The organism is uncultured Rothia sp., assembly GCF_963507905.1.
In the GTDB taxonomy this organism is placed as follows: Bacteria; Actinomycetota; Actinomycetes; order Actinomycetales; family Micrococcaceae; genus Rothia.
Genome location: NZ_CAUOUU010000001.1, coordinates 300,203 through 325,170 on the forward strand (window position 1 = coordinate 300,203; position 24,968 = coordinate 325,170).

General features: G+C 60.1%; 23 protein-coding genes and 1 tRNA gene. 13 read left to right on the forward strand and 11 right to left on the reverse strand.

The window, feature by feature from the left end; genetic code table 11:
- Nucleotides 1-75: 75 nt before the first annotated feature.
- The 3 genes from RQ593_RS01260 to RQ593_RS01270 all read right to left on the reverse strand — a co-directional run bounded on the left by RQ593_RS01260 (nt 76) and on the right by RQ593_RS01270 (nt 4,321).
- A complete protein-coding gene (locus RQ593_RS01260) occupies nt 76-1,095 on the reverse strand; it encodes a glycosyltransferase (RefSeq protein WP_294630310.1) in 1,020 nt (339 codons plus the stop codon).
- 274 nt (nt 1,096-1,369) lie between these two features.
- Nucleotides 1,370-3,199 carry a 2-succinyl-5-enolpyruvyl-6-hydroxy-3-cyclohexene-1-carboxylic-acid synthase gene (gene menD / locus RQ593_RS01265; protein WP_311449600.1) on the reverse strand — a complete coding sequence of 610 codons (1,830 nt, stop codon included), beginning with the start codon at nt 3,197-3,199 and terminating at the stop codon, nt 1,370-1,372.
- Nucleotides 3,200-3,277: 78 nt separating this feature from the next.
- Nucleotides 3,278-4,321 carry an o-succinylbenzoate synthase gene (locus RQ593_RS01270; protein WP_311449601.1) on the reverse strand — a complete coding sequence of 348 codons (1,044 nt, stop codon included), beginning with the start codon at nt 4,319-4,321 and terminating at the stop codon, nt 3,278-3,280.
- A gap of 294 nt (nt 4,322-4,615) precedes the next feature.
- Here RQ593_RS01270 and RQ593_RS01275 point away from each other — a divergent pair, with 294 nt between their 5' ends.
- The 3 genes from RQ593_RS01275 (at nt 4,616) to RQ593_RS01285 (ending at nt 7,949) form a co-directional block, all read left to right on the forward strand.
- Entirely contained in the window at nt 4,616-6,301 is a 1,686-nt protein-coding gene (locus RQ593_RS01275) for a phosphatase PAP2 family protein (RefSeq protein ID WP_311449602.1), read from the forward strand.
- Nucleotides 6,302-6,471: 170 nt separating this feature from the next.
- Nucleotides 6,472-6,849: a cupin domain-containing protein gene (locus RQ593_RS01280; protein ID WP_311446234.1), complete on the forward strand. Its 378-nt coding sequence runs from the start codon at nt 6,472-6,474 to the stop codon at nt 6,847-6,849.
- A 266-nt stretch (nt 6,850-7,115) separates the two neighbouring features.
- Entirely contained in the window at nt 7,116-7,949 is an 834-nt protein-coding gene (locus RQ593_RS01285; RefSeq protein ID WP_311449603.1) for an oxidoreductase, read from the forward strand.
- Nucleotides 7,950-8,050: 101 nt separating this feature from the next.
- Here the strand turns inward: RQ593_RS01285 and RQ593_RS01290 are convergent, their stop codons facing one another.
- From RQ593_RS01290 to RQ593_RS01300, 3 genes are all read right to left on the reverse strand, one after another.
- Nucleotides 8,051-8,830 (reverse strand): amino acid ABC transporter ATP-binding protein, encoded by a 780-nt coding sequence (locus RQ593_RS01290; protein ID WP_311449604.1) that lies wholly within the window; start codon nt 8,828-8,830, stop codon nt 8,051-8,053.
- Nucleotides 8,831-8,863: 33 nt separating this feature from the next.
- Nucleotides 8,864-9,667 (reverse strand): amino acid ABC transporter permease, encoded by an 804-nt coding sequence (locus tag RQ593_RS01295; RefSeq protein ID WP_005504788.1) that lies wholly within the window; start codon nt 9,665-9,667, stop codon nt 8,864-8,866.
- Between the two features lie 152 nt (nt 9,668-9,819).
- Nucleotides 9,820-10,659, reverse strand: a complete 840-nt coding sequence (locus RQ593_RS01300; protein WP_311449605.1) for an ABC transporter substrate-binding protein — start codon at nt 10,657-10,659, stop codon at nt 9,820-9,822.
- A 253-nt stretch (nt 10,660-10,912) separates the two neighbouring features.
- On the opposite strand from RQ593_RS01300, the gene RQ593_RS01305 reads away from it, so the two are divergent.
- The 4 genes from RQ593_RS01305 to RQ593_RS01320 all read left to right on the forward strand — a co-directional run bounded on the left by RQ593_RS01305 (nt 10,913) and on the right by RQ593_RS01320 (nt 14,894).
- On the forward strand, nt 10,913-11,644 hold the full coding sequence (locus RQ593_RS01305; RefSeq protein WP_294630319.1) for a demethylmenaquinone methyltransferase: 732 nt from the start codon (nt 10,913-10,915) through the stop codon (nt 11,642-11,644).
- Nucleotides 11,645-11,716: 72 nt separating this feature from the next.
- Nucleotides 11,717-12,778 carry a polyprenyl synthetase family protein gene (locus RQ593_RS01310; protein ID WP_060824371.1) on the forward strand — a complete coding sequence of 354 codons (1,062 nt, stop codon included), beginning with the start codon at nt 11,717-11,719 and terminating at the stop codon, nt 12,776-12,778.
- Between the two features lie 380 nt (nt 12,779-13,158).
- Nucleotides 13,159-14,742, forward strand: coding sequence for a sodium-dependent transporter (locus RQ593_RS01315; RefSeq protein WP_311449606.1), 1,584 nt, complete (start codon nt 13,159-13,161; stop codon nt 14,740-14,742).
- An 8-nt stretch (nt 14,743-14,750) separates the two neighbouring features.
- Nucleotides 14,751-14,894 carry a methionine/alanine import family NSS transporter small subunit gene (locus RQ593_RS01320; RefSeq protein WP_083311170.1) on the forward strand — a complete coding sequence of 48 codons (144 nt, stop codon included), beginning with the start codon at nt 14,751-14,753 and terminating at the stop codon, nt 14,892-14,894.
- A 110-nt stretch (nt 14,895-15,004) separates the two neighbouring features.
- On the opposite strand, the gene rarD is transcribed toward RQ593_RS01320, so the two are convergent.
- Entirely contained in the window at nt 15,005-15,976 is a 972-nt protein-coding gene (gene rarD / locus RQ593_RS01325; protein WP_060824373.1) for an EamA family transporter RarD, read from the reverse strand.
- A 165-nt stretch (nt 15,977-16,141) separates the two neighbouring features.
- Nucleotides 16,142-17,479, reverse strand: a complete 1,338-nt coding sequence (locus tag RQ593_RS01330; protein WP_311449607.1) for a DUF6882 domain-containing protein — start codon at nt 17,477-17,479, stop codon at nt 16,142-16,144.
- A gap of 280 nt (nt 17,480-17,759) precedes the next feature.
- Between RQ593_RS01330 and RQ593_RS01335 the strand changes: the two genes are divergently transcribed.
- Nucleotides 17,760-19,094: an SseB family protein gene (locus tag RQ593_RS01335; RefSeq protein WP_303979825.1), complete on the forward strand. Its 1,335-nt coding sequence runs from the start codon at nt 17,760-17,762 to the stop codon at nt 19,092-19,094.
- Nucleotides 19,095-19,198: 104 nt separating this feature from the next.
- Here RQ593_RS01335 and RQ593_RS01340 read toward each other — a convergent pair whose 3' ends face one another.
- Complete coding sequence (locus RQ593_RS01340) at nt 19,199-19,789, reverse strand: Fur family transcriptional regulator (protein WP_308562302.1); 591 nt, start codon at nt 19,787-19,789, stop codon at nt 19,199-19,201.
- Between the two features lie 194 nt (nt 19,790-19,983).
- Here RQ593_RS01340 and RQ593_RS01345 point away from each other — a divergent pair, with 194 nt between their 5' ends.
- Both RQ593_RS01345 and htpX read left to right on the forward strand, forming a co-directional pair.
- Entirely contained in the window at nt 19,984-20,247 is a 264-nt protein-coding gene (locus tag RQ593_RS01345) for a hypothetical protein (RefSeq protein ID WP_219100762.1), read from the forward strand.
- A gap of 140 nt (nt 20,248-20,387) precedes the next feature.
- Nucleotides 20,388-21,272, forward strand: coding sequence for a zinc metalloprotease HtpX (gene htpX, locus RQ593_RS01350; protein ID WP_311449608.1), 885 nt, complete (start codon nt 20,388-20,390; stop codon nt 21,270-21,272).
- Between the two features lie 246 nt (nt 21,273-21,518).
- On the opposite strand, the gene RQ593_RS01355 is transcribed toward htpX, so the two are convergent.
- Nucleotides 21,519-22,010 (reverse strand): YajQ family cyclic di-GMP-binding protein, encoded by a 492-nt coding sequence (locus RQ593_RS01355; protein ID WP_005508322.1) that lies wholly within the window; start codon nt 22,008-22,010, stop codon nt 21,519-21,521.
- A gap of 141 nt (nt 22,011-22,151) precedes the next feature.
- Between RQ593_RS01355 and RQ593_RS01360 the strand changes: the two genes are divergently transcribed.
- The 3 genes from RQ593_RS01360 (at nt 22,152) to trxA (ending at nt 23,604) form a co-directional block, all read left to right on the forward strand.
- Nucleotides 22,152-22,538, forward strand: a complete 387-nt coding sequence (locus tag RQ593_RS01360) for a hypothetical protein (protein ID WP_303979831.1) — start codon at nt 22,152-22,154, stop codon at nt 22,536-22,538.
- A 193-nt stretch (nt 22,539-22,731) separates the two neighbouring features.
- A tRNA-Tyr gene (locus tag RQ593_RS01365) sits at nt 22,732-22,813 on the forward strand.
- 413 nt (nt 22,814-23,226) lie between these two features.
- Nucleotides 23,227-23,604: a thioredoxin gene (gene trxA / locus RQ593_RS01370; protein WP_303964965.1), complete on the forward strand. Its 378-nt coding sequence runs from the start codon at nt 23,227-23,229 to the stop codon at nt 23,602-23,604.
- A gap of 120 nt (nt 23,605-23,724) precedes the next feature.
- Here trxA and RQ593_RS01375 read toward each other — a convergent pair whose 3' ends face one another.
- Nucleotides 23,725-24,753, reverse strand: a complete 1,029-nt coding sequence (locus RQ593_RS01375; RefSeq protein WP_311449609.1) for a 3-methyladenine DNA glycosylase — start codon at nt 24,751-24,753, stop codon at nt 23,725-23,727.
- Between the last annotated feature and the right edge of the window lie 215 nt (nt 24,754-24,968).

Consider the following 24,968-nt stretch of genomic DNA (forward strand, 5'->3'; position numbering starts at 1 on the left):
ATACAGGTGAGGGCTGGTTTCTACGGTAGAAACCAGCCCTCACCTTTTATATGCCCGTAACCTTAGGGCACGTATTTAGCGCTGAACGTACTGGGCGCGCATTGCCTCGCAATCAGCCGTCAAAGAAGCCGGGACATCGCCCATTGCCTCGCACAGCTGCACAAAACGGTGGCGCCAATCCAGATGCTGCAGCGCCTGACGAATCTGCTGCTCACCCTGCGCGGGGGTCCAGCGGGAGGCGGCATCGGCAACCTGCGCGAGGCCCGCGCGTGCATCCGCGTGATCAATGTCGATGGTCGCGCCGTCCCACAGGATTTCACGTACGGTGGTGGTGTTCGGAACCTTGCCGACAACGGTCACGCCCGAAGCCAGCGCATCGGTCCAACGACCGGTGATGTACTCCTTGGTCGGGTGAGTGTACGGTGCCGGGCTGACCGAAGTGGAGAATGCCAGCAGGAACTTCGCGCGGTTCAGCGAATCCTGCAGGTGCTGAGCCGACTCGCGGTCGTTCGCGCCGAAGGGCGGGCGGCCCTCAAAGCTTAGACCCAGCTCGGCGGCAAGAGCTGCGGTCGCCTCATCATCTTCGTAGGCAGCGGGCTGGCGACCCACACGCAGCAGGTCGGTGCTCTTCGACTCCAGCGCAGCCAGACGGTCGCTGAACTTGCTCCAAACATCCGCACCCCAGGGCAGAACGCCGGGAGTCTTCACGCCCGCAGCGGTCCAGGGCTGAACGTCATCAACGTCCGCAACGAAAATACGGTCGTAGGTGGAGGACTTAGCCACCGCGGGAATACGGTCATCCCAGAAGCTATCAATCACCCAGCCGTAGATAGCGCCGTAGCGGCGGAACGCGAAGGAGCGCTGCGAAATGGCGTACAGCTGGCCGGGGTCAGAAGCAATCACTAGGCAACGCTTGGAGCCGCCCTTGAGGCGGGGCAGACGCGCCAGAAGCTTCGTTTCCTTGCTGAGGGATGCGCCCACATCCACGGTGTGTACGGTACCGCCGGTGTAACGGGCGAGAAGCTCCGCCATGGCGTGTACGGGAACCCAACCGGCTCCGGAGGGGACAGCAACAATAATATCGAGTGAGCTCATGAGATTCCTTGGGAGCAACGCCCGCCGCATGCACCGGGCTCACCGGGGTAAAACCTCCGGTCGCGCGCGGTGTGCATCAGCGGCGAGAGCGTGAATGTCAATAGATAGATGGGGTGCCGTACGTCAGCAGGCGCGCAGAAAAACGCGAAGGCAGCGGCGAGTGAAACCGCTCGACCGGCTAGCTTTCAGCCACGGAAGGCTACGGCATAGGTAGTTTTCAGTATATCGGTCAACCCCGCGCACGGGGCTTAGCCTGCACCCTTTAGAAACGGCTTTAGGGTGTGTGAATGCGCACCTCAACGCCTGATTCGGTACCAAAACCGGCAGCCATGCGCGCCAGATCAGTATTCGGGGCGGCAGCCACCGTGAAGAAACGATTCACAGCGGCGGTGAACTGCTCCTGACGAGCCATATCGCCGTGTTCAAGGGTCGTGAAAATACCGCCGCCGGCATCGTCAAAGACCTCAACGCGCAGTTCGGGTAGAAGCTCAGTATTCGGCAGGTTTAGCGATGACACATCGTGCTGGAAAGTCAGGTCACCGCACAGCAGGGTCACCGGCAGCGCGGCGCCACCAATCAGCGGGCGGGAGTTCTCATCCACACCGGCAGGGTAGTAGCCCGACAGGGACACGCCAATAGCGGTCGCAATGGTGCCGTCAATACCGGCAAGACCGCGGTTAGCAAACACGCGCGCGGGGGCGGGCTCGCCCAGGGCGGGGGCTGCCGCATCCAGATCACGCACCAGGTTTGAGGAGCCCAGCACCATGAGGCGGCGCTGAGCCACCGCATCCTGCCAGACGCGGCGGGCGTAGGAGCGGCCGGCGGTGCGGTTGCGGTAATCGGTGTAGTCAACCGAGCTCTCGGCATCGGGGTGTTCGTAGGCGGCAATGGCGCGCAGGCACTCATCCTGCAGCTTGCGTGCCGGGGCAACCCACTGCTCAAGCCAGCTCAGCTCGTCCACCAGCTCATCAGTGGCAACAGTGGACGCACACGCAAACTCGGCGAGCTCGTGCGGGGTCGACAGCTCCACGAAGGAGCGCGCGCCCGGCTCGTACCAGCTGGCGCGGCGCGGGGCGTAGAACGCGCACTGAATATCTTCGCGTTCCAGCAACGCCGTAATCGGGCGCGAAAGCGTCGGGTGGCCGAAGAGCACCACACGCTCAATCTGGGTGGCGGGGGCGAACGAACCATCAGCGAGCAACTGCGGGTAGTGAGGAATCGAGGTAGCGCCGTGGCGCGCCTCGGAGGAAGGCTCCGCAAATAGCGGCAGGTTCAGCACGCGCGCGAACTCCGCCGCGAACTCGCCGGCACCGTCCGCGGCAACCACCACGGTGCGGTGCGCCGGGGTGAACTCCGCCAGGTCCGCCTGCGCCTCCAAAGAATCCAGAAGCCAACGCTGCTCAGCGCTAGAGAGCCCGGAACCCTCAGCACGGGCGGCACGGGCGCGGCCCTCAGCCTGCGGGTCGTAATCCTCCAGCAGGCTCTGCGCCCACTGCGGCAGCATCTGCGCAAAACGACCCGAGGGGGTCAGCGGCGTATCGAAACAAATGTTCAGGTGCACCGGGCCAATCGGCTCCGTCGACTGCTTGCGCCAGTGCTCGGCGCTACGACCGGTCAGCGCATTCAGGCAGGCGGCAAAAGCCTGAGTTTGCTCACCCTCCACCTGCTCGGGGTAGGAGGTCAGATCAGCTTCAGCACGCACAAAAGGATGGAAGAAACTCGCCTGACGGGTCGTCTGATTCACTCCGCTACCGCGCAGACGCTCCGGACGGTCCGCGCTCAGCACTGCCAGGGGTACGCCGGCGTGGTACGCCTCCATAACGGCGGGCATGTACTCGCCCAGTGCCGTACCGGAGGTGCACACCAGACCCACGGGCTGGCCGGATGCCTTGGCAATGCCCAGTGCGGTAAAGGCTGCACTTCGCTCGTCCACGCGCACGTGCGCAATGAGCGCGCCGGCTTCAGCGGCGGCGGCAATAGCGTACGCAAGGGGTGCGCTGCGGGATCCCGGAGACACGACAACATGCCGCATACCGGCACGAATCAACGAATCGAGCACGGATACTGCGGTGAGCATGGCGGGGGTTGAGCGGTTTTCAGTCACCGTACCATTCTAATGCCGTAAGGTTTTTCGTTCAGTTATGGTTACCCTTCACAGGTGCGACCTTGACAACTGCAGTCCTCACAGCCCGGAGGCGCGTTCCAGCACCCGGTAGCATGCGGTGACGCGCTCCACCCACCACTGGCGGGTCTGCTCATCGGTGGCAAGACGCTCCAGGTGCTGTGGGCTGGGGGTGATGGCACGCAGGTCCATGAACCCGTCGCGGGCGATGAGCGGCTCATCGGTGACGTCCTCAGCCATGAGGGAGACCGTGCCCAGGCCGCACCCGTACCTCAAGGTCGGTAGGGAAGCCGCCAGAGAGGCACCGGTGGCAATACCTACCGAAGACTCCAGCGCAGAAGAAACCACCGCCGGAAGCTGCGCCTGCTCCACCAGCGCGAGCGCACGACGTACACCGCCCAGAGGCGCCGCCTTAATAACCATCAGGTCCGCGGCGTTTGCGCGGGCCACCTTCAGCGGGTCTTCCGCCTTACGAATCGACTCGTCCGCGGCAATGCGGACGGGTAGTCCCTCCTTAGCGATGGCGAAGCGGAGTGCCGCCATGTCCTCAATGGATGCCACCGGCTGCTCGGCGTAAATAATGCCGTACTCGCAGAGCTTGCGCAGCGCCTCAAGGGCGCCGCCGAGGGTGTAGCCCATGTTCGCGTCCACCTTCAGGCGGGCATTCGGGAGGGCATCTCGTGCCGCCGCCACGCGCGCAATATCGTCGGTGAGGCTCTGACCCTTCTCAGCCACCTTGATTTTGAGTTCCTGAATCTCGCCCTCGTACTTGGCGAGCACCTGCGGAACACGCTCCGCCGGTACCGCCGGCAGGGTTGCGTTCAGCGGGATGCGCGTACACACCGGCTCCGGGGTGGGTAACCATGCCGCCTCCAGCGCGCAGGCAAGCCACGCGGCAGACTCCTGCGCGCCGTACTCGAGGAAGGGCGCGAACTCGCCCCAGCCATGCGGGCCGTGAATCAGCGCGCTCTGGCGGCTATTGACCCCGCGGAAGGTGACCGTCATCGGAATTTCGACCGTGAACAGGTTCTCCAGAACCTCCTGCAGCGGCGGCAGGGGAGTGTTCGTGAGGTGAAAACCGTAGCCGAGAGGCGGCACGCTCATACTGGTGTTCAAGGTATCTGCCCTTCTTCGATGCGCTATGAGCTCACCATAGCATTCTGGGGGCGGGCGGGTGCGCTCGCGCCCTGTCACGCATTCTCTGGAAACTCTCAGGTTGTGGTCGAAAAAACTTTAGTTTTTCATAGCTTAACCTGGAATAGTAGGTAGTTATTCGCCCCAGAGAACCGGCGCTGTGGTACGAGAAAACGGTAGCTTGGGGGCTACCGCCCAAACAGTGGGTGCCAGTAGGGCGAATACCGCTAACAGACATGAGGGTCAGAAGGTACGGAAGAGGTTATGAAGAAGACATCAAAGGGGCAAACAACAGGTGCGGGGAACCCCGGTTGGGGCGATTCGGAGAACCTGGAGGCTACTCGCGCTCTTCACCCTTCTGATGACGCGCCCACTACGGCTTTTAGCTCTGATGCAACTGAGGTGCTCTCTGATTATCAAGACCCTACCCAGGTGCTTTCTGATTATCAGGACCCGACTGCGGTGCTCTCTGACTACCAGGATCCTACTGAGGTGCTTAACTCCCACGAAACGGCTACCCCCGCCGCGGGGCACAGCGATGACCGTACGAAAGTTCTGACCGATTACGGTTCATCGCCGGCTAACGAAGCTGCGCCTGTAGGTTCCGCGAATGCAGGTTCCGCGAACGCTGAACCCGCGAATACCGAAGTTATTTCTTCGCACCCCGAACATACAGAGGTTATTGGTGCGACCCGTCCTCTGCCGCGCGCCTACCGCGCCCCGATTAAGATTCCTGAGACGATTCCCTCGCCGCAGGAACGCGCTTCCCAGGGGAACTACAGTGCGGATGAGCCGATGCAGGCTACTCGCCGTCTCGATCCGCCGAAGCCTCCGGTGAGCGGTTTTCCGCTGAATAATCAGATGGGTGCGCCTCAGATGGGTGCCTCCCCAATGGGCGCGCAGCAGCCTCTTCCCACGCGTGCGATGCCTCCGCAGATGCCCCCGCAGGCGCCTCCGCAGCCGGTGGCTTATCCGCCCGAGGCGTATCCTGCCGCCGCCTACCCGAACGGTGCGTATGTTCAGACCGGTCAGGTTCCCGTGGATGCTTCGGGCCGCCCGGTGGATCGTCCCGGCGAAGAGCAGGGGCACCACCTTCCGAGTACCGGCGTTTTGATGCGTCACGTGATGGCGTTGCTGTTCTTGGGCCTGACGCTCTACGGTGCGTTCGTGTTCTTCATTTACACGGCGACCGGCCAGCAGGTTGATGAGCAGGCGTACACCGAGTACGCACACCAGTTCAAGAGCTACCGCGGTCCGACCCTGACCGCGTTGGATTCTCTTCCCGCGGTTGTCGGCGTGATTGCCGTTTTGGGTCTGGTTGCGGTGCTGATTTGGAAGCACCGGTTCCTGCCCTCGCTGATTGGCGTGCTGGTCGCGGCTGCGGCGGTGACGAGTACGTATCTGCTCAAGCACTATCTGATTGTGAAGCCCGACCTGGGCGTTCAGGAGGCGCTGAGCAACTCGGCGCCCAGCGGCCACACGACCTTCGCGGCGGCGGCTGGCGCGGCGCTCTTCCTTGCGGCGCCTCGTTTCTTGAGGCCCACGGTGGCGCTGTGCGCGGCGTTGGCGACCTGCCTGACGGGTGCCTCCACGATTATTAATGGTTGGCACCGCCCGGCGGATGTGGTGACCGCTATCCTGGTCACCGCCATCTGGACGGTTGTGGGTATGGGTGTGCTGCGTTATGTGCGTCCGGCAGATTTTGCGGTGCCGGCGCGTGGCGGTTTGGTGCTGGTGCCGTTGATGACGATTGCGACGCTGTTCCTGTCGTTCTGCGCGGTCATCCTGTATCTGATTGCGATTTTTGCGCCGATTCCCGGTGGTGCGTTTACTGCGGCGACCTGCATGATTATTGCCGTGAGCTTTGGTACGACGGCGTTGATGGTGAACCTGTTGCGTCCGCGTAATAGTAATCGCTCCGCCTATTCGAAGGTGTGGAGTTACCAGTAAATAATGTTGTTCCCCTCCCTGCGCGGGGTGTTTTGGCTCGGTGTGAGCTGAGGTATTGTCCCGTTGCGGGGAGGGGAATACAATATAACTAATTTAGTATTTTATATACCAAATATAGGGAGGGGGTGCGCGCCCCCTTTCACTCATCCCTGACAAGAAAGGTTCGTACCATGGCAGGTACCCATGAAGGCCGCGTCCTCGTATTCCCCCAGCTCACCGAAGCGCTGACCCCCTTTGACGATAAGCCCCAGGCTCGCAAGATTGTTGATGCCGACGGCGGCAACCTGACCCTCATGGAACTGGCTGCGGGCCAGTCCTGGCACGAGCACCACAGCGTGCACCCCATCTTCGTGCAGGTGCTCAAGGGCGAGGTTATCTTCCACGTGAAGGACCGCGATATTACCCTGGTGCCCGGCAAGCCGATTCACGTGACCGCCAAGCTGCTGCACTCCCTGCGCGCCGTGAAGGACTCCACCCTGCTGGTGACCATGCTGACCGGCGAATCGCACCCCGAACCCAAGGTCAATATTGACGTCGAAGAGGTCTAAAGCCCGATCTTAAAACATTAGCTCGCCGCCGCATCCGCACAGGATGCCGCGGCGAGCTTTCTACATGCCTGCCTGCCCTCACATATGACGGCGAGAATATCCTCACGCTACGCCCTGAGCTTTTTGCATGCCTGTACACCGCCCGTACGCCGCGCGTGAGCGTACCCTAAGAAGTAGGCTCCCGCTAACACCCCCCCGCTAATACTGCAGGGAACAACCCGAAAGGGGAACAGCCCGAAAAGGGGAGTAAGCCGAAAGGATACGCAATGCCCAAGTCACTGCAACGCCCCGTCGTTCTTCTCACCGGCGCCAGCTCCGGTATCGGCTACGACGTGGCGCCGCTACTGGTGCGCTACGGCTACACCGTCTACGGTGCCGCCCGCCGCGTTGAGAAGATTGAAGAGCTCGCCTCCGAGGGCGTGAAAGCGCTCAGCATGGACGTTACCGATGAGGCATCAATGGAAGCCGCCGTACAGCAGATCATTGACGCAGAAGGCCGCATTGACGTGCTCATCAACAACGCGGGCTACGGATTCTACGGCGCTATTGAAGACGTCCCCATCGACGAGGCGCGCCGCCAGTTCGAGGTGAACCTCTTCGGCCTGGCGCGCCTCACCCAGCTGGTGCTACCGCATATGCGTGCACGGGGCCGCGGGCGCATCCTGAATATCTCCTCGATGGCGGGGCGCATTACCATGCCCCTGGGATCCTGGTACCACGCCACCAAGTACGCCCTCGAGGCGTTCAGCGATGCACTGCGCATGGAAGTTGAAGAGTTCGGCATTGACGTGGTCATTATCGAGCCCGGCGGCATCAAGACCCCCTGGGGGCTCATCGCGGCAGACTACCTGGAGGAATCCTCCCGAAAAGGCGTCTACGCTGAGCAGGCGCAGCGCGTTGCGGCAAATATGCGTAAGCTTTACTCGCCCTCCTCCAGTCTCTCAGAGCCCAAGGTGATTTCGAGGACCATTCTGCGAGCCCTGGAGGTGCGCCGCCCCAAGACTCGCTACCTGGTGGGTTTCGGTGCTAAACCCTCCGTGTTCCTGCATACCGTGCTGCCGGACCGTCTCTTTGACAAGGTGGCGCGCCGTATCTTCTAGAGCCGAAGTAGCCGCGAACTAGAGCATTAAAAAGCGGGCGGTGCTGCGCGAAACAGAATGTTTCGTACAGCACCGCCCGCTACGTTTTTCAAGAGCTAGTACTAGTCTACTACGGCGTGGGTCGGATCGAGCACGCGCGCCAAGAAAGCCTGAGTACGTTCGTGCTGGGGGTTGCCAATCACCTGATCGGCGGGACCCTTCTCCACGACTACACCATCGGCCATGAAGACGACCTTGTCGGCGACCTCGCGGGCGAACGCCATCTCGTGAGTCACCACGATCATGGTCATGCCCTCGTCAGCAAGGTTGCGCATAATGCTCAGAACCTCGCCGACCATCTCCGGGTCGAGTGCACTGGTCGGCTCATCGAAGAGCATCAGATCCGGGTGCATGGACAGCGCACGCGCAATAGCCACACGCTGCTGCTGACCACCGGACAGCTGAGCCGGGAAGCGGTCTTCCTTGCCTTCCAGACCAACCTTGGCGAGCTGCTCGAGGGCAACCGCCTCCGCCTCCGCCTTGGAACGGTCCAGAACCTTAATCTGAGCGATCGTGCAGTTATCCAGAATGTTCAGGTGACCGAACAGGTTGAACTGCTGGAACACCATACCCATGTGGGTACGCACGCGGTTAATGTCTACGTCCGGGTCGGTGACCTCGGTATCGCCCACCATGATGGTGCCGTCGTTCGGCTCCTCCAGCAGGTTCACGCAACGCAGCAGGGTGGACTTACCGGAACCCGAAGGGCCAATAAGGCACACGACCTCGCCCGGCTCGACCTGCATGTCAATGCCCTTGAGAACCTGAACCTTGCCGTAGGACTTGTGCAGGTTAGAAATGCGCACCGAGGAGGCGGCCATGGATGAAGTTGAAGCAGTCATAGTATCTTCCGTAATCCGTATCTGTCGTTGCGCTTACTTGCGGCCCGCAAGCTGGGTGCGGCGCTCAAAGTATGCGGAGAGCTGGCCCAGCGGAACAGTGATAATCAGGTAGCACAGACCCGCAACCACCAGGGGAGTCAGACCCGCGTTAGCGGCGGTCAGACCCTCACGACCGAACTTCGCCAGCTCGTACTGAGAAACCGTCACACCCAGCAGGTACACGAGGGAGGAGTCCTTAGTCAGCAGGATAACCTCGTTGGTCAGCGGCGGCAGAACCACGCGGAACGCCTGCGGAATAATGATCGAAATCATCGCACGAGTGTGGGACATGCCCAGGGAACGTGCCGCCTCCATCTGGCCCTTCGGGATCGCCTGCAGGCCCGCACGCAGAACCTCACTAATGTAAGCTGCCGAAACCATACCCAGGGACAGGGTCACCGGAATCAGGTTATCCACGAAGCGGATCTTGAACGCCAGGGGAATACCGTAACCGAACGCGAAGAAGACCAGCAGCGCCGGGATACCGCGGAAAAGCTCCACGTACAGGGTCGCAATCCAACGGTAGGGGGCGATAGAGGAAATACGCATGAGCGCCAGCAGCAGACCGCCGGAGAGGCCCACGATGAAGCCCAAGGTGGTGTACAGCAGGGTGTTCTTCAACGCCACGGTGATGACGTCGGGGAACTGCTGCGCCGCAACGTCCAGGTTGAATACCTGCTGGCTGAGGGTCTTCCAGTCAGCCAGAAGAATGGCTGCCAGAGCGATAACTGCCAGAAGGGCGTACTGTGCGTAGCGGAAGAGCTTCTGCTTCTGGCGGGGTGAAAGTTTAGAGGACATGCGCTTTCTTATCCGTGTGCTATTCGGTCAAGAGCGTTGTATACGCTCACAAGGGTAAAGGCCGGAGAATCCCCCAACCCAAAAGTAATAAGGGTACTCATGAATTAGGGGAGAGGCTAGTGAATTGGGGGAGAAGCTAGCCGGCTAGACGCTTAGGAAGCGGAGGACGAGGCGCTCGCGGAGGTGGAGGAAGTGGCACCAACCCACTTGGCCTTCATCTTGTCGAGCTCGCCGTTTGCCTTGAGCTTGTCGATGGTGGCGTTAGCCTTGGTCAGCAGCGCCTTGTTGTTGGAGGAAACTGCTGCGGCAATCTGCTCGGTGTTCTCAGAATCCTGGTAGGCAATCTTGAAGGAGTCTGGGTCGTTGGTCAGCGCCTCGGACACCACGGAGAGGTTCGCTGCGACTGCCTTGACCTGACCGGTCTTCAGCGCGGAGAACATGAGGGAGGTGTCTTCGTACTGGATGACCTCTGCGCCGTTTTCCTTGGCGTAGGTTTCACCGCTGGTTGCCTGCTGCGCACCAACGCTCACGCCCTTCAAATCTGCAGCGGAGGTGATGGAAGAACCCTTGGGGACCAGGATTGCCAGGTTGTCGTCGAAGTAGACGGTGGTGAATTCCATCTTGTTCTTCCGTTCATCGGTCACGCCGATACCCGCAAGGGCAATATCGCACTGACCGGTGGCAAGGCCGGTGCCGGAGTCCAGGCCCTCGAAGCTGATGGAGGTCAGCTGAGCCTTCACGCCCAGGTCGGAGGCGATAGCGTTGGCGATGTCTGCATCCAGGCCGACGATGGTGCCGTTTTCTTCGTATTCGAAGGGCTTGTAGGGGGTGTTGGTGCAGACGCTGAGGGTGCCGGACTTGACGAGGCTGACCTCGCCGTTGGGGTCGGTGTTCTCGTTGGCGGTGGAGACGCAGCCGGTCAGCGCCAGGGGTAGCACTGCCAGCAGTGCGAGGGGCTTGAGGGAAGCCTTTTTGAGGATTGAGGTGTTCATGAGGTGCTCCTGTGTGAGGTGTGTTCTATGAAGTCTAGGCTCCATTGTGCGCCCCTATGTTAAAAAATGCAAGCATATACATAAATATTCATAATTTTTTACTGAATATCGATAAAACCCACCCCAAAAATTGAATAAAACACCGGATTGGCGGCTCAAAAATCCCTCCAGAACGCACCTTAGCGCACCGTGCGACACTACTACGGTTTACCCAACTATCGAATCTGGTAACCTCCATGCCACAATTGAGAGCGTGAACGCAGAGAAGAACACCCGCGCAACCCGCGCAACCCTAGACAAGAAAACCGGCGATATTGCCGCCATGTTTGATACCGTCGCTGAACGCTACGACCTCATGAACGGTATCCTCTCCCTCGGCCAGCACATCTACTGGCGCAAGCAGGCAGTCGCAGCCGTCGACGCACACCCCGGCCAGAAAGTGCTGGACGTAGCCGCAGGCACCGGCGTCTCCTCCGAACCCTTCGCCGACGCCGGCATAGATGTCATCGCAGCAGACCTCTCCGAAGGCATGCTCGACGTGGGCCGCCGCCGTCGCCCCGACATGACCTTCGTGCAGGCAGACGTCACCGCCCTACCCTTCGACGACGAAACCTTCGACGCCGTGACCATGTCCTACGGCCTGCGCAACGTCGCCAACTACCCCAAGGCACTGAGCGAAATCTACCGCGTACTCAAGCCCGGCGGACGTATCGTCATTCTTGAGTTCTCCACCCCGACCTTCGCCCCCTTCGGCGCGGTCTACAAGAACTACATCATGAAGGCGATCCCGCCGATCGCCCGCGCAATCTCCTCCAACCCCGAATCCTACGAATACCTTGCCGAGTCCATCATCGCCTGGCCCAACCAGCAGGAACTGGCGCAGAAGTTCAAGGAGGCGGGCTTCACCTCCGTGCAGTACCGCAACCTCACTGGCGGCATTGTCGCGATTCACCGCGGTTTCAAGCCCGAAGCGCATAGCGCCTAAACACCGCGTTCACACACCACCGAAGACACTAATACCACTGAAGACACCAACACCAAGAAGATAGAAGACACCGTGAGCAACGCAGAGCAGCCCATCGCCGCAACCGACCTGCTGGGAGACCTCGACCTGAAGCTTCCCGCAGGCTTCGAACTCATCGCCGCAGACCCCAAGCTGGGTCCGCAGATTCTCTCCTCCCTCGCGCGTATTGAGGAGCGCCTGGCAGAGGCAATCGCCCAGACGGACCACCTGGCGGATGTCGCATCCCGACACCTGCTCTCCGCGGGCGGCAAGCGCGTGCGCCCCCTGCTGGCTCTGCTCTGTGCAGCCGTAGACGGTGAAATCAACGACGAGGTCATTGAGGCTGCCGTGGTCGTTGAGCTGACCCACCTGGCGACCCTCTACCACGACGATGTCATGGATGATGCCCCCAAGCGCCGCGGCGTGGACAGCGCCCAGATGATTTGGGGTAACTCTGTCGCGATTCTCACCGGCGACCTGATCTTCTCCCGCGCATCCCTGCTGGTGTCCGAGCTGGGCACCCGCCCCATGAAGATTCAGTCCCAGACCTTCGAGCGTCTGGTGCTCGGTCAGCTCTTCGAAACCACCGGACCCCGCGAGGGTCAGGACCTGCTCGACCACTACATTGCCGTCATTGAGGGTAAGACCGGCTCCCTGATTGCCGCAGCCGGCGAGTACGGCTCCCTGCTTTCGGGCGCTTCCGAAGAGGTCATCTCCATGGTCAAGGCGTACGGCGAGCTGGTCGGCGTGGCATTCCAGCTGGCTGACGACGTGATCGATATTGTCAGCGACGGCAAGACCAGCGGTAAGACCCGCGGCACCGACCTGCGCGAGGGCGTGCCCACCCTGCCGACCATCCTGCTGGACCGTGCGGTAGCCGCCGGCGACGAATCCGCTATTGCTGTTCGCGCCCTGCTGGATGCCGACCTGAGCTCCGACGAGGCACTGGAAGCCGCTGTGGAGGCGCTCGCCGCCCACCCGGTCACCCAGGAAGCATGGCAGATCGCCTACGATTGGGCGGACCGCGCGATTGCCGCGATTGCTCCGCTGCCCGAGTCCACCGCGAAGGCTGCGCTGGAGTCCTTCGCGCACGCTGTGGTTCACCGCGAAGGCTAAAATCCGCCGTGTAGCGTGTACCCGAATCTAACGATTTTCGGGTGTCTCACACTTCAAAACCCCCGCTGAATCTGCCCGGATTCGGCGGGGATTTTCTGTGTTACGGCTAGTCAGTGCCGGTTTTTGGGGTGGTTTGGGGCTGCTCTCACCCTCCGAAAGCTTCCGCATGCTGGGGTCTTCTTGACCACCATATGCCTTTAAGGTAATCCTTATAGGCATGCCTGAGGTGCACATCCACCCCTCAGACCTCTGACGGCTCCCACGCCCAACCCGTGTTGGAGAGCCGTTTACTACTTCTGGACGCGAGCAGAGCCCAGCCACCCCGACGGGTTATTCTCGCACCAACCATCCGCGTCCCCACATATTCGAGGTTTACAACTATGGGAGCATCTACCCCTAAGGCGCCCACGAAGCGCGAAGGCTTCTCTAGCCGTCGCGTCTTTATCTTTGCCGCCATCGGTTCTGCTGTTGGTCTGGGCAATATTTGGCGTTTCCCCTACATCGCATTTGATAACGGCGGCGGCGCCTTCATGATTCCCTACATTGTCGCCCTGCTGACCGCCGGTCTGACCTTCCTGTTCTTTGACTACGCGATTGGTCACCGTGCGCGTGCGTCGTCCCCGCTTGCTTTCCGCCGTCTGAACCGTAAGACCGAGTTCATCGGCTGGTGGCACATGGGTATTAACTTCGTGATTGCTATCTACTACGCCGCTATTGTGGCGTGGGCTCTGCGTTATATGGTTTTCTCCTTCACCAATGAGTGGGGCGATAACCCGAAGGCGTTCTTCCAGGGTGAGTTCCTGAAGGTTGCAAAGGATCCCGGCGTCTCCCTGGACTTCAACATGGATGTTCTGGTCCCCATGGTGCTGATCTGGGGCGTTCTGCTCGCTGTGATGGCTCTGGGCGTTCAGAAGGGCGTGGGTGCGGCCAACATTATCTTCATCCCGCTGTTGCTGGTCATGTTCGTTGGTCTGGTGATTTACTCGCTGACTCTGCCCGGTGCTATTGATGGTCTGAACGCTCTGTTCACCCCCAGCTGGGATTCCTTGGCTAACCCGGATGTGTGGGTTGCTGCGTACGGCCAGATTTTCTTCTCGCTGTCCATCGGCTTCGGCATTATGATCACCTACTCCTCCTACCTGAAGCCTAAGACTGACCTGACCGGTTCCGGTGCTGTGGTTGGTTTCGCGAACTCCGGTTTTGAGCTTCTTGCTGGTATTGGTGTGTTCGCTGCTCTGGGCTTCATGGCTCAGGCTGCTGGCACCCAGGTGAGCGAGGTTGCGACCAGCGGTATTGGTCTGGCGTTCATCGCGTTCCCGACCATTATTTCTCAGGCGCCCGGTGGCGTGCTGATCGGTATCCTCTTCTTTGGCTCCCTGCTTTTTGCTGGTTTCACCTCCCTCATTTCGATTCTTGAGGTGATTATTGCCGGTATTCAGGATAAGTTCGCGACCTCCCGTCTGGCGTCCACCATTCTGGTGATTGTTCCTATGGCTCTGATTTCGCTGCTGCTGATGCCGACCACCACCGGTCTGTACGTGCTGGATATTCTCGATAACTTCGTGAACCTCTTCGGTATTCTGGCCGCTGGTCTGTGCGCCATTATCGTCGTTGCATACGTGGTTCGCGCACTGCCCGCTCTGGCTGAGCACCTGAACCGCTACTCCTCCATCAAGGTCGGCAAGATCTGGATGATTCTGCTGGCTGTCGTGACCCCGCTGGTTCTGGGCTACTCCCTGATTCAGAGCGTTATCAAGCTTGCGGCAACCCCCTATGAGGGTTACCCCGCGGATCTGCTGGCAATCTTTGGTTGGGGCATGAGCGCACTGCTTCTGGTGGGCGCGATTGTTGTTTCTCTTCTGCCCTGGTCGAAGAAGTCTCGTGCGGCTGAAGAGCCTCCGGCACCTCCGGTGATTGCCGGTCAGGTGGAGCACGGCCACGTTGATTCGACCATTACCCGTTAGGAGCCTTCATGTCTATCTCCGCAATTGTGATGCTCATTGTGGCAATCCTGATCATTTGGGGTGGCCTGGGTTTGGCTCTGCTGAACCTGCACCGTCAGCCGGATCTGGATGCTCTCGATGATGCTGCTGAGGCTCAGGGTTCTGAGCTTTAGCGTGTGAACGCGATATAAAGTGATGCCCCGCAGGCTAACGCCTGCGGGGCATCACTGTGTTTTATGCACTGTGTTTTACGCGGACTGTGTTTTATGCGGATCGAGGCGAGCTACTTGCTCTGTACGTCTTCTGCCTGCACGAGCGGGATCATGCCGGTTTCCGGGTCAGACAGTGCGGAGGCGCGGTAGGAGCGGGAGGCACGCACCGCATCCACGGTGAAGATAATGAGAGCAATCCAGATGAGGCCCAGGCCCAGTACCTTATCGGCGCTCATCTGCTCGTGCAGAACGGTCAGCGCCAGAACAAACTGGATGGTCGGGCCCAGGTACTGCACCATGCCAATAATCGACAGCGGAAGGGCTTTGGTTGCCGCCGCAAAGAGCATGAGCGGCACAACGGTGACCACGCCGGTGGAGGCGAGAAGCCAGAAGTGTCCGGGACCCTCACTGAAGAGAGTCATCTGCCCCTGTGCGTTGAGAATAAACAATGCTGCGATGCCGAAGGGCGCCAGGATAAAGGTCTCTAGGGATAGCGAGACGATGGGGCTCACGTCATGGGCGACGCGCGCCTTGAGCAGACCGTAGATGCCGAAGGAGAACGCCACGCCCAGACCCGTCCAGGGTACCTGGCCGTAGATGAGGCTCATCATCAGCACCGCAATACAGGAAATCGCGACGGACACCCACTGCGCCGGGCGTAGGCGCTCCTGCAGGAAAATCACGCCCAACACCACGGAAACCAGCGGGTTAATGAAATAGCCCAGGGACACGTCAATTGTGTGACCGCTGGTCGTTGCCATCACGTAGATAAGCCAGTTCGCGCCGATGAGGAACGATGCCGCCGTCAGTACCAGCATGATGCGGCGGTCCCGTAGCGCGCGGCGGAAGTCAGCGGTTGCCCGCAAAATCGGTAGCAGCAGGGCGCAGAAAAGGAGGGAGAAGACCACGCGCGCCACCACAATCTCAATCGGTCCCGCCGGTGCCATCATCACAAAATACAGGGGGAGCATGCCCCAAATAAGGTAGGTGCCGATGATGGTGATAAACCCGTTGCGGGTGGTGTGCTTCTGTGTTTCTGACATGGTTTCTTCTTCTGAGCTAATTTCTTCGGTTACGTTCTTCTAATGCTAGTCCTCGGGATGCGCCAGCGGGGGCATTGATGCGCGCTGAGGCTACTCTAGCTGCCGGGCACGCCACAGGCGCGGCACCACGAGGATACCGCGCCTGAGGAATGTTGCGTATTCGGTTTAGAGGCCGAAGAAGCGGGAGAAGAAGCCCTTCTTCTTGGGCTGCTCTGCCTCGCGGCGTGCAGCTTCTGCCTGCTCGCGGCGGGCTGCCTCTTCGTGCTCTGCCTGCAGGTCGGGAGCTGCACCAGCGTTGCGGATGGGCTCCACGTGCTGCTCCTCGTACTCTGCAGCCTCCTGCTCAACCTCGACGGGCTGCTCAGCAACAGGCTCAGCAGCGGCCGGCTCCTCAGCGTATTCGACGGAAGCCTCAACGGCTTCGTACTCGGGCTGCTCGGCACCGATGGATTCGTCGGTGTAGACGCGGGCCTGCTCGGTCTCTTCCGCCTCGTACTCGCCGGGCAGGGTCTCCACGGTGACCAGGCCGGGCTCTGCGTGCTCTGCCGGATCCTGATCGAAGGGAGCCTCGTCGGCGGGGTAGAGGTTCTCGGTGCTCTCAACGCCGGCAACCTCGGTCTCTGCGACCGGTGCGTGCTCGGCAATTTCGACGGCGCGCTCAGCCTCAGCTTCGGCACGTGCGGCGGCGCGTTCTGCCGCCTCCTGCTCGCGCTGTGCGTTCTGTGCGGCTGCCTCAGCGGCTGCCACGCGCTCAATCTCGGCGCGCAGTGCCGCGAGAGATTCGCGACGCTGTGCGGCAGCGGCTGCGCACTGCTCCAAAACCTCGGGGCCAACCTGAGGCTCGGCCTGCTCGATGCCGCTGATGCGGCCCTCGTCAAACCACAGGCGCAGGGCACCGTCGGTTGCGGTCAGCACGGCGGTTGCCTCGGTGTCCCAGGCAATGTGGAAGCCACGCTGCTGAGCGTAGGAGTCCACCGCCAGAACCTGGTTGTGTACCTCTTCGCTCTGCAGGGTCTTAGCAATGACGCGGCCAATACCCTTGTAGGTCGGTGCCTCGAGGGTCAGCTCGGCGCCCTCCAGCAGGGTCCATGCGCGCACGCCAGCGCCCGCGGGTAGCGGGTAGTGTGCGTACAGGCCGCTAATGGTCTTGGTCGCCAGGGTCAGGCGGCGTGCCAGGGACTCGGAGAGGGGCAGTTCGTCGGTGGTCAGCTCGGTCAGGCCGTCACGCTCACCGGTTTCACGCGCCTGAATAGCGGCAGAAACAACGGAGTCGGGGAAGTAGCCCAGCTGCTGCCACGACCAAATCCAAGTACCGCGGTTCTCAGATTCAGTGCCCAGCAGGTGCGGCTTGAGAGAGAGCGGGGGAGTGGTCTCAAAATCCAGAGACTGGGAGGTGAAATCCACGTTCCACTCGGAGGTACCCACGAGCTCAGCGAGTCGAGCCTGGTACTCGGTGGAGATAAAGATCGATGCGTCGATAAGGTCCTGCAGAGAATTCGTCATGATTCAAGATTATCAACCTTTTAGCGTTCACTATGCCGTGTATCCCCGGTTTTAGTGTGCGCTTTAGGCGTATTGGGCTTTAAGGTGCCGGATTGAGCCGTGTCCAAGAGCTCTGAGGGAGAGATAGAGCATATATCTTTCGGCGTAAACTATCTGCTTTGAGTGCCTGTGTTCGTTAGAATCGAAGGGACGGCTTCTTCCGGCACCCTGTAAGCCGACACTACGACCGAACACGGATGCCTCCAGCCGCGCCGTATTCACACTCAAGGATGTATGAACTATGACTGAACCCCGCCTCGCCGAGACGAGTAGCCGCGCCGCGCGCATCCAGGACGCGCTGAACAACATTGGAAGCTGGCTGCTGGATGTCGTTAGTGTTGACCCGGGCTGGAGTGAAATGGTGCTGGACGTCAAACCTTTGGCAGGTCAGATTTTCGTGCGCGTGCGTGAATTCCGCGACGGTGAAGAGTTCATCGGCACCATCGGCCCGCTCAAGGACGGCTCGCCCATTATTGCTGAGGTTCGCAAGCTGCAGCGCGCCGCCTACGACGGTAACCGCGGCACCTGGTTTACCGCCTCCATCGTGGTGGCGGCTACCGGCTGGCCCAACCCGCAGTTCAGCGTGGGTGCCTCCTATAACCGTGACGATGAGCCTGCTAGCTGGAAGAATGAAGGCACCCTGACCGCAACCGACGTGCGTGAGCACCTGGCTGAGTTCCCTCGCGATACTTCGCGTATTCCGCAGTGGGCTCGTGAGCGTATGGAGGGCCGTGCCCGCCACTCTGCTGTAGCTGCACTGTCTTCGAGCGAGCATGAGATTCCGAACCCGTACCTGGTCTCCGCTCTGGAAACCTTCCGTAACGATGTGCAGGAGCGAACCCTCATTAACGTGGTTCGTACGATGCTCGGTGGTGACGTTCTGCTCGATGCTACCGGCTCCCTGCTGATTCCCTCCGAGACCGACGCGATGGGCCCCGAATCGGTGCTGGCTCACCAGGTTATTCGCATGCCCGAGACCGGCATGCAGGCGCTGTGCGTGTTCTCCTCTTCCGAGCACATTGGCAAGAGCTACGTACGTCAGGAATCCGAGGGTGACGAGCTGATTCTGCGCGAACCGGCGATGAAGGTCTTCATTGACTTCCTTAACAATGAGGCGCTGGATCTGATTGTGGTTGATCCCGGCACCGATCACGAGTGCTACATTGAGCGCGCTCAGGTGCACTGGATTGTCACTTCTCCCCGTAATGACGGCGCGAAGATGGCGCTGGTGCAGGACAACATGCAGATGCTGCTCGGCTCGCTGGTGTCCCCGGCGTCCGTACTGCTGGTGGGCGTTGACCCTGCCGACCCGTCCGGCACCTCCTTTGTGTTTGACCCGGATGAGAACGGCAACCCGCAGAGCCTGCTGGTGTTCACCTCGCCCATTGAGATTGCGGCACTGGACCCGCATATTGAGGTGCGTTCGGCGAACGCCCTGGATATTCTGCGTTACGCCCTGGATATTGGCGCACCGAGCGTGAAGGTGAACGCGATTAACCCTTCGACCGTGCTGAGCGCGGCGCAGATTCGCGAGCTGCTGGAGATTGTGGATTCGCAGCCCCGCATGGGTGCCTAGGTCCTGCATCGAATACCTTAAAGCGTTGAGGCGACGACACGAGTAGTGTCGCCGCCTCAACGGTTTAAAACGTTCATGACCGAGCGGGTCTACCCGACTAAAAGCTACGCCGCTAGGATGCGTGCTGCCGCTTCCTGCTGAGCGCGGGCGAGTGCCGCCTCCTGCTCGGTCTGGCAGTCTACGCACACGCCCTGATAGAGCACGTCTGCGCTGAAGAGCGCCATGCCGTGAAAATCGCTGGGGGTCAGGCAGGGCGCGGAGCCGACCGCGCAGTCCACGTCTTCGACCTTGCCGCAGCGTACGCAGAAGGCGTGGTGGTGGTTGTCACCCGTGCGGGTTTCGTAGAGGGCGGGGGTTCCCGGCGGCTCAAACTTGCGCAGCAGGTCGATATCGGTCAGGTCGGCAAGAATCACGTAGACCGACTGAACCGTAATGGCGGGGATGCGCTCGCGGACTGCCTGCACGATGGTGTCGGCGGTGGAGTGCGGGTGCTCCTGTACTGCGTGCAGTACGGCGAGGCGCTGCTTGGTGACGCGGCGGCCCTTGGTGCGCAAGCCGGTGGTCCATGCTTCTTCGAGCTGTTCGGGGCTCATTGCGGAGAGCAGAGGTAGGCCGGTGGTGTGGGCGCAGCCGGTATTGTGATGGTCTGGGCTTTGAGTCTTCTTCGGATTGGAGGTAGTTTTTGCGTCGGTCATAGGTTTAAGTCTACACATTATTATGAGAAATTCATCATTATCTTATGAAAAACTCATAATAAGCCGGTGGGGCGTCCCTTTCATCCACTCTGTGGCGCCCCTCCTCACCCTGGCCTCGGGTGTGAAGAGATGCCGTACAATCAAAGAACCTAGAGTAACCCGCACCGGCGATCACCATCAAGGAGGATAGGGTCATGGTGTACGACTTCACAAACCCCATCTACATTTTGCTGATGGTTCTGCTCTTTGGTGTGCCCATTGTGACCCCGGTGATTTACGGCCAGTACCGCAGTACTACCACCGGTTTTGATCTGGAGGGGCAGTTGATGCTCGGTCTGCTCTTCACTCTTTTTCTGGGTGCTTACGGCACGATTCTATTGCTCGGTATTTTTCCGACTGCTACGGCGCAGGTGCTGGAGCAGGTGCCCCTGGTGAATATCCCGGGCGCCATTCCCTAATACCTCCCGCATAGTTTGGCGCGTCGGTGACGCTCTGGGTGAATCCGCGCGCCATAAGGTGCGCCCGCGGGTGCTTGCACGTATTCTATAGAGTCAAGTACACGCTGTACGCGCTGACCTATTTGCTTAGGAGGATACCCATGCACCGTCATAACAATGGACTGAAAACTGCCCTGCTGATGGGCTCCATGGTGGGCATGATGCTGCTCATTGGTGGCCTGCTTTCGGCGACCTTCCGCACCTCTTTTTTCATCTGGATTATGGGTCTGGTGAGCTTGGCTTCGGTCGCGTACACCTACTGGAACTCCGATAAGCTCGCTCTGCGCTCCATGAATGCGTACCCGGTCAGCCGTGAAGAGGTTCCGGTGCTTTACGACATTGTGGAGGAGCTGTCCTCCCGCGCGGGTCAGCCCATGCCCGCCCTCTACGTGGCACCGACCATGACCCCGAACGCGTTCGCAACCGGTCGTAACCCGCAGAATGCGGCGGTGTGCTGCACCGAGGGTATTCTGCAGCTGTTGGATGAGCGCGAGATGCGCGGTGTGCTCGGCCACGAGCTGATGCACGTGTACAACCGCGATATTCTGACCTCTTCGGTGGCGGCGGGTATCGCCTCCATTATCGGTACTGTTGCCCAGTTCCTTTCGTTTGGCGCGATGTTCGGTGGATCCAACCGCGATGGTGAACGTTCGAACCCTCTCGCCATGTTTGTGGTTGCCATGCTGGCTCCCATTGCTACGCAGATTATTCAGATGGCTATTAGCCGCACCCGCGAATTTGATGCCGATGAGGACGGCGCACGTCTGACCGGCGACCCGCTGGCTTTGGCTTCGGCACTGCACAAGCTGGAGAGCGGCGTGTCCATGTACCCGATGGACCCGAACAGCCGCAACGCTGAGGCGGCGAGCGCCATGATGATTGCGAATCCCTTCGGTTCGCTGAAGGATATGCTTTCTACTCACCCGCCGATGGATCAGCGTATTGCGCGTCTGCAGCAGCAGGCTCGTGAGATGGGTCAGTACTAGGGCTTTTCTCACCCTCATCTCCGGGCGCGAATGTGGTGCTGTATGAAGATGGCGTTGCATGAATATGACCCGGGGTGACGATTATGACCCGCGATGACGGGTCAGCAGACAAAAAGTCTTCGGGGTGGCTACTGTGGAAGTAGCCACCCCGAAGACTTTTTGCATGAGGACTTTTGCGTTTCGGCTTCTAGCCCTCTTCCCTCACCCAGCGCGGGGCGGGGGAGGAGGGGAACGCCTCGCCGGAGCTTAGCGGTAGTTGACGAACTGCAGGTCAACCTCAAGGTCGGCGGACTTGAGCATTGCAATGACTTCCTGCAGGTCATCGCGGGACTTGGAGGAGACGCGCAGCTCATCGCCCTGGATGTTCGCCTTCACGCCCTTGGGGCCCTCTTCGCGGATCATCTTGGAGATCTTCTTTGCCTGATCCTGCGCGATGCCTTCCTTGATGGAGCACTCGATGCGGGTTTCCTTACCGGATGCGTAGGGCTTGCCGGAGTCCAGGGACTTCAGGGAGATGCCGCGCTTGACCAGCTTGGACTGGAAAACGTCGAGCACTGCCAGGGCGCGCTCTTCGGCGTTTGCCTTGATGAGGATCTTGTCGCCGGAGTAGTCGATTTCTGCGCCAACGCCGCGGAAGTCGTAACGCTGGGAGATTTCCTTCTGTGCCTGGTGCAGCGCGTTGGAAACTTCCTGCTTGTCCACCTTGGACACAATGTCGAATGACGATTCGCTAGCCATGGGCTTTCCTTTCGTGAATGAGGTGCTACTGGCACCGGTTAGTACTAGCCTACCGGGTCAGGGCTCTTGTTCACAGCTAACTACCAGAATAACGGGCCTGTTTTACAGGTGTTACTAACCTAAAAAGAGGACAATAGAAATATGACCACTCCTAACCTGTCCGCAACGGACCTGCGCACGAGCGAGGAAGCTCGCGACCTGCAAACTCTCCTTTTCATCGACCTGCATACCTCTTTGGGTGCTGAGCCCGAGGGTATTCCTGAGGCGGAGCGTCTCAACGAATCTGATCGTCACGATATTCAGCTTGACCTGCATGAGGAAGATGCTGAGCCTTCTCCCTTTGACGGTATCGGTATCACTCTGACGGAGCCTTCGCTGGTGGCGCGTTTCCGCGGTGTTCGCCGTGACCTGGAACGTGAGATTGCCGGTGACATGTGCACTGTGGAGCAGGCGCGCCGCTACCTGGAGCACCTGGAGATTGTGCTTCTGCTTGAGCAGGATGGCGATACTCCTTCCCGCTCCTTCTAAAGCTGCTGTAGGCGGTGGCTTTATTTACGGGCTTTATTCACGGCTTTACTTATAGGGTGAGAGCGCGGGTTGCGATAAATACAACCAGATATATAACCTTCGTCACAAAACCCTATGTGAAGTGTACAAGTCCCTAAAACTGCTGTAGAGTAGTCTCTGTTCGCTTGAGCGAGCAACTAGCACCTAGCTAGGCGGCAGGTTACCCGAGCGGCCAAAGGGGGCTGACTGTAAATCAGCTGGCACTGCCTACGGGGGTTCGAATCCCTCACCTGCCACAAATAGCCCGGTTACGAAAGTAACCGGGCTTTTGTGTATCTAAAACCAGTTTTATAGCGGATTCCGCAGCCGCTTTCCAGCCCAGCGGCTTTCCACCGCGGTAATCTTCCACCACAGTGGTCTTCCACAGCAACGGTCTTTCATGGTTGCGCCCGTATTTTCTGGGTGCCCGCATTGGGTGCTTTCCTCAGGATGCTGTAGGGGACGACCATGGGGCTTCGCCCGCCGGGTCGGGCGCCTCCATCATTCGGCTACAGGAACATTCCTCAGAGTATTTGCGACACGCCCGTAAACCGGCTGAAACAGCCGCGAAAAGTATTTACTATGACCGCAATTCGTCATATCTTTCACAATGTTTGAATCTCAGGGCGAACAATTCGCGATTGGGGTCTTGAGGGTGTAGTTTTATCTCATGGCTACTATTGAAATTACTCAGCAGAACCTGACTGCTACCGTCGAGAGCAACGATATTGTCTTCCTGGACTTCTGGGCAGATTGGTGCGGTCCCTGCAAGCAGTTCTCCCCCGTCTACGAGGCGGCTTCGGAGAAGAACAGTGACATTGTTTTCGGTAAGGTCGACACCGAGGACCAGGGCCAGCTCGCTCAGGCAGCAGGCATCACCTCCATCCCCACCATCATGGGCTTCCGTGACGGTATCCTGGTATACCAGCAGGCTGGCGCACTGCGCGAAGACCAGCTGGAGACCGTAATCGGTTCGATCCGCGAGCTCGACATGGACAAGGTCCGTGCAGAGATCGCAGCAGCAGAGGGCTCTGCAGAGAAGAAGTAAGCTCACCACCACAAAAGAGCTTGAACGGGGCGCACCCGCCGGCACAACCGGCAGGGGCGCCCCGTCCCCTTTTAAAGCAGGTGCGCCCCGTCCCCTTTTACCCTCGTGAGGGTGCAGGAGTTAGCGGTCGCGGTGATCCTCAATGGTCATGCGCGCCCCGTAGCGCTGCTTCGAAAAGCCCGAAGCATGCATGAGCCGCACCAGACGCTGCCGATGCGGGCTAAAGGGCGCCAGCAGGGAGAGCATTCCCGCATCATCGGTGCGCTGACCGGTGAACAGTTCACCAACCGCGTGCGCTAGATGATAGTCGCCCACGCTGATGGCATCCGGGTGCCCGCACACACGCTGCAGGGCCTCGGAAATACTCCACGGGCCCACGCCGCGCACAGCGTGCAGGCTCCGCGCCAGAAGTGCGACGTCGCCTTCTGCCGCAATGTTTTTTAGAGACTCTGCGGAACGAGCGTAAGCGTACACGGCATCGTAGCGGCTTTTATCAACGCCAGCCCGATGCCAATCCCAGGTAGGAATCGTCGCCAGGGTCCGGGCGTTTGGGTAGACGCGCATCCCCTCCGGCTGATGCCCCAACCTGGTCGAAGGGGCGGGGGAGCCGTACTTTCGCAGAACCCAGCCTAAGGTCCTGAACGCTTCGGTCTGGGTGATGCGCTGCTCCACAATGGCGTTGAGCATCTGCCGGTCCAGCTGCCCCGAAGCGCTGAGGCGGAGCCCCGGATTCTGCCGCCACGCCTGCTGAACACGCGGCGGAAGAGACTCAAAAGAAGACAGAGCACCGAACTGTTCGGCGGGGTCGTGCAACCCCAGCCAGTACGTCATTTCCTGTGCTAGCGCCTGAAGGTCGGCTCGCGCCTGCATCTGCTGATCAGCGGCACTATAAGAAACCCAGATACGAATACGCACCGGGCGCATCAGCAGGCGATGCAGGGAGGGGAGAGTCTCGGGAAGCTTAGCTGGCTGCGCCAATCGTTCGGCGTACAGCACCGCCGGGAACTCATGAAACGGCGTGCGAGCCGTCAACCAGATTCTCTCGGCACCATCCGCGCGGCTCAGCGCACGATACGAAAGATCCTGAGCACCGCGGCGCAACGACCCCAAGGTCTGCGCCAACTGCAGCGGAACATGCGGCTCAATCACAACCTCGCATACCTCCGGGCTCAGAGCGCCCGGAAGAGACGAAACAGCGGGGGAGAGAGTACGACCCTGAACGCGCGGTTCGTGAAGAACATCCGCAAGCGCTGGCGCATAGGGCACACCAGCTGCCGCTAAAGGATGCCGGATGCGCCGAGCACCCGCTACCGGGTGGCTGTCAAGGGCCGCACAGTTAGGGGTGACACCGCCGGGGGTTGAGG

Bases quoted from the DNA above. Each gene is read 5' to 3' on its own strand.
- RQ593_RS01295 (WP_005504788.1), bottom strand. From the start codon at position 9,667: ATGTCCTCTAAACTTTCACCCCGCCAGAAGCAGAAGCTCTTCCGCTAC.
- RQ593_RS01360 (WP_303979831.1), top strand. From the start codon at position 22,152: ATGACCACTCCTAACCTGTCCGCAACGGACCTGCGCACGAGCGAGGAA.
- RQ593_RS01300 (WP_311449605.1), bottom strand. From the start codon at position 10,659: ATGAACACCTCAATCCTCAAAAAGGCTTCCCTCAAGCCCCTCGCACTG.
- RQ593_RS01330 (WP_311449607.1), bottom strand. From the start codon at position 17,479: ATGACGAATTCTCTGCAGGACCTTATCGACGCATCGATCTTTATCTCC.
- RQ593_RS01275 (WP_311449602.1), top strand. From the start codon at position 4,616: ATGAAGAAGACATCAAAGGGGCAAACAACAGGTGCGGGGAACCCCGGT.
- RQ593_RS01270 (WP_311449601.1), bottom strand. From the start codon at position 4,321: ATGAGCGTGCCGCCTCTCGGCTACGGTTTTCACCTCACGAACACTCCC.
- RQ593_RS01340 (WP_308562302.1), bottom strand. From the start codon at position 19,789: ATGACCGACGCAAAAACTACCTCCAATCCGAAGAAGACTCAAAGCCCA.
- RQ593_RS01260 (WP_294630310.1), bottom strand. From the start codon at position 1,095: ATGAGCTCACTCGATATTATTGTTGCTGTCCCCTCCGGAGCCGGTTGG.
- RQ593_RS01320 (WP_083311170.1), top strand. From the start codon at position 14,751: ATGTCTATCTCCGCAATTGTGATGCTCATTGTGGCAATCCTGATCATT.
- RQ593_RS01335 (WP_303979825.1), top strand. From the start codon at position 17,760: ATGACTGAACCCCGCCTCGCCGAGACGAGTAGCCGCGCCGCGCGCATC.
- RQ593_RS01355 (WP_005508322.1), bottom strand. From the start codon at position 22,010: ATGGCTAGCGAATCGTCATTCGACATTGTGTCCAAGGTGGACAAGCAG.
- trxA (WP_303964965.1), top strand. From the start codon at position 23,227: ATGGCTACTATTGAAATTACTCAGCAGAACCTGACTGCTACCGTCGAG.
- RQ593_RS01285 (WP_311449603.1), top strand. From the start codon at position 7,116: ATGCCCAAGTCACTGCAACGCCCCGTCGTTCTTCTCACCGGCGCCAGC.
- RQ593_RS01280 (WP_311446234.1), top strand. From the start codon at position 6,472: ATGGCAGGTACCCATGAAGGCCGCGTCCTCGTATTCCCCCAGCTCACC.
- RQ593_RS01290 (WP_311449604.1), bottom strand. From the start codon at position 8,830: ATGACTGCTTCAACTTCATCCATGGCCGCCTCCTCGGTGCGCATTTCT.
- htpX (WP_311449608.1), top strand. From the start codon at position 20,388: ATGCACCGTCATAACAATGGACTGAAAACTGCCCTGCTGATGGGCTCC.
- RQ593_RS01345 (WP_219100762.1), top strand. From the start codon at position 19,984: ATGGTGTACGACTTCACAAACCCCATCTACATTTTGCTGATGGTTCTG.
- rarD (WP_060824373.1), bottom strand. From the start codon at position 15,976: ATGTCAGAAACACAGAAGCACACCACCCGCAACGGGTTTATCACCATC.
- RQ593_RS01315 (WP_311449606.1), top strand. From the start codon at position 13,159: ATGGGAGCATCTACCCCTAAGGCGCCCACGAAGCGCGAAGGCTTCTCT.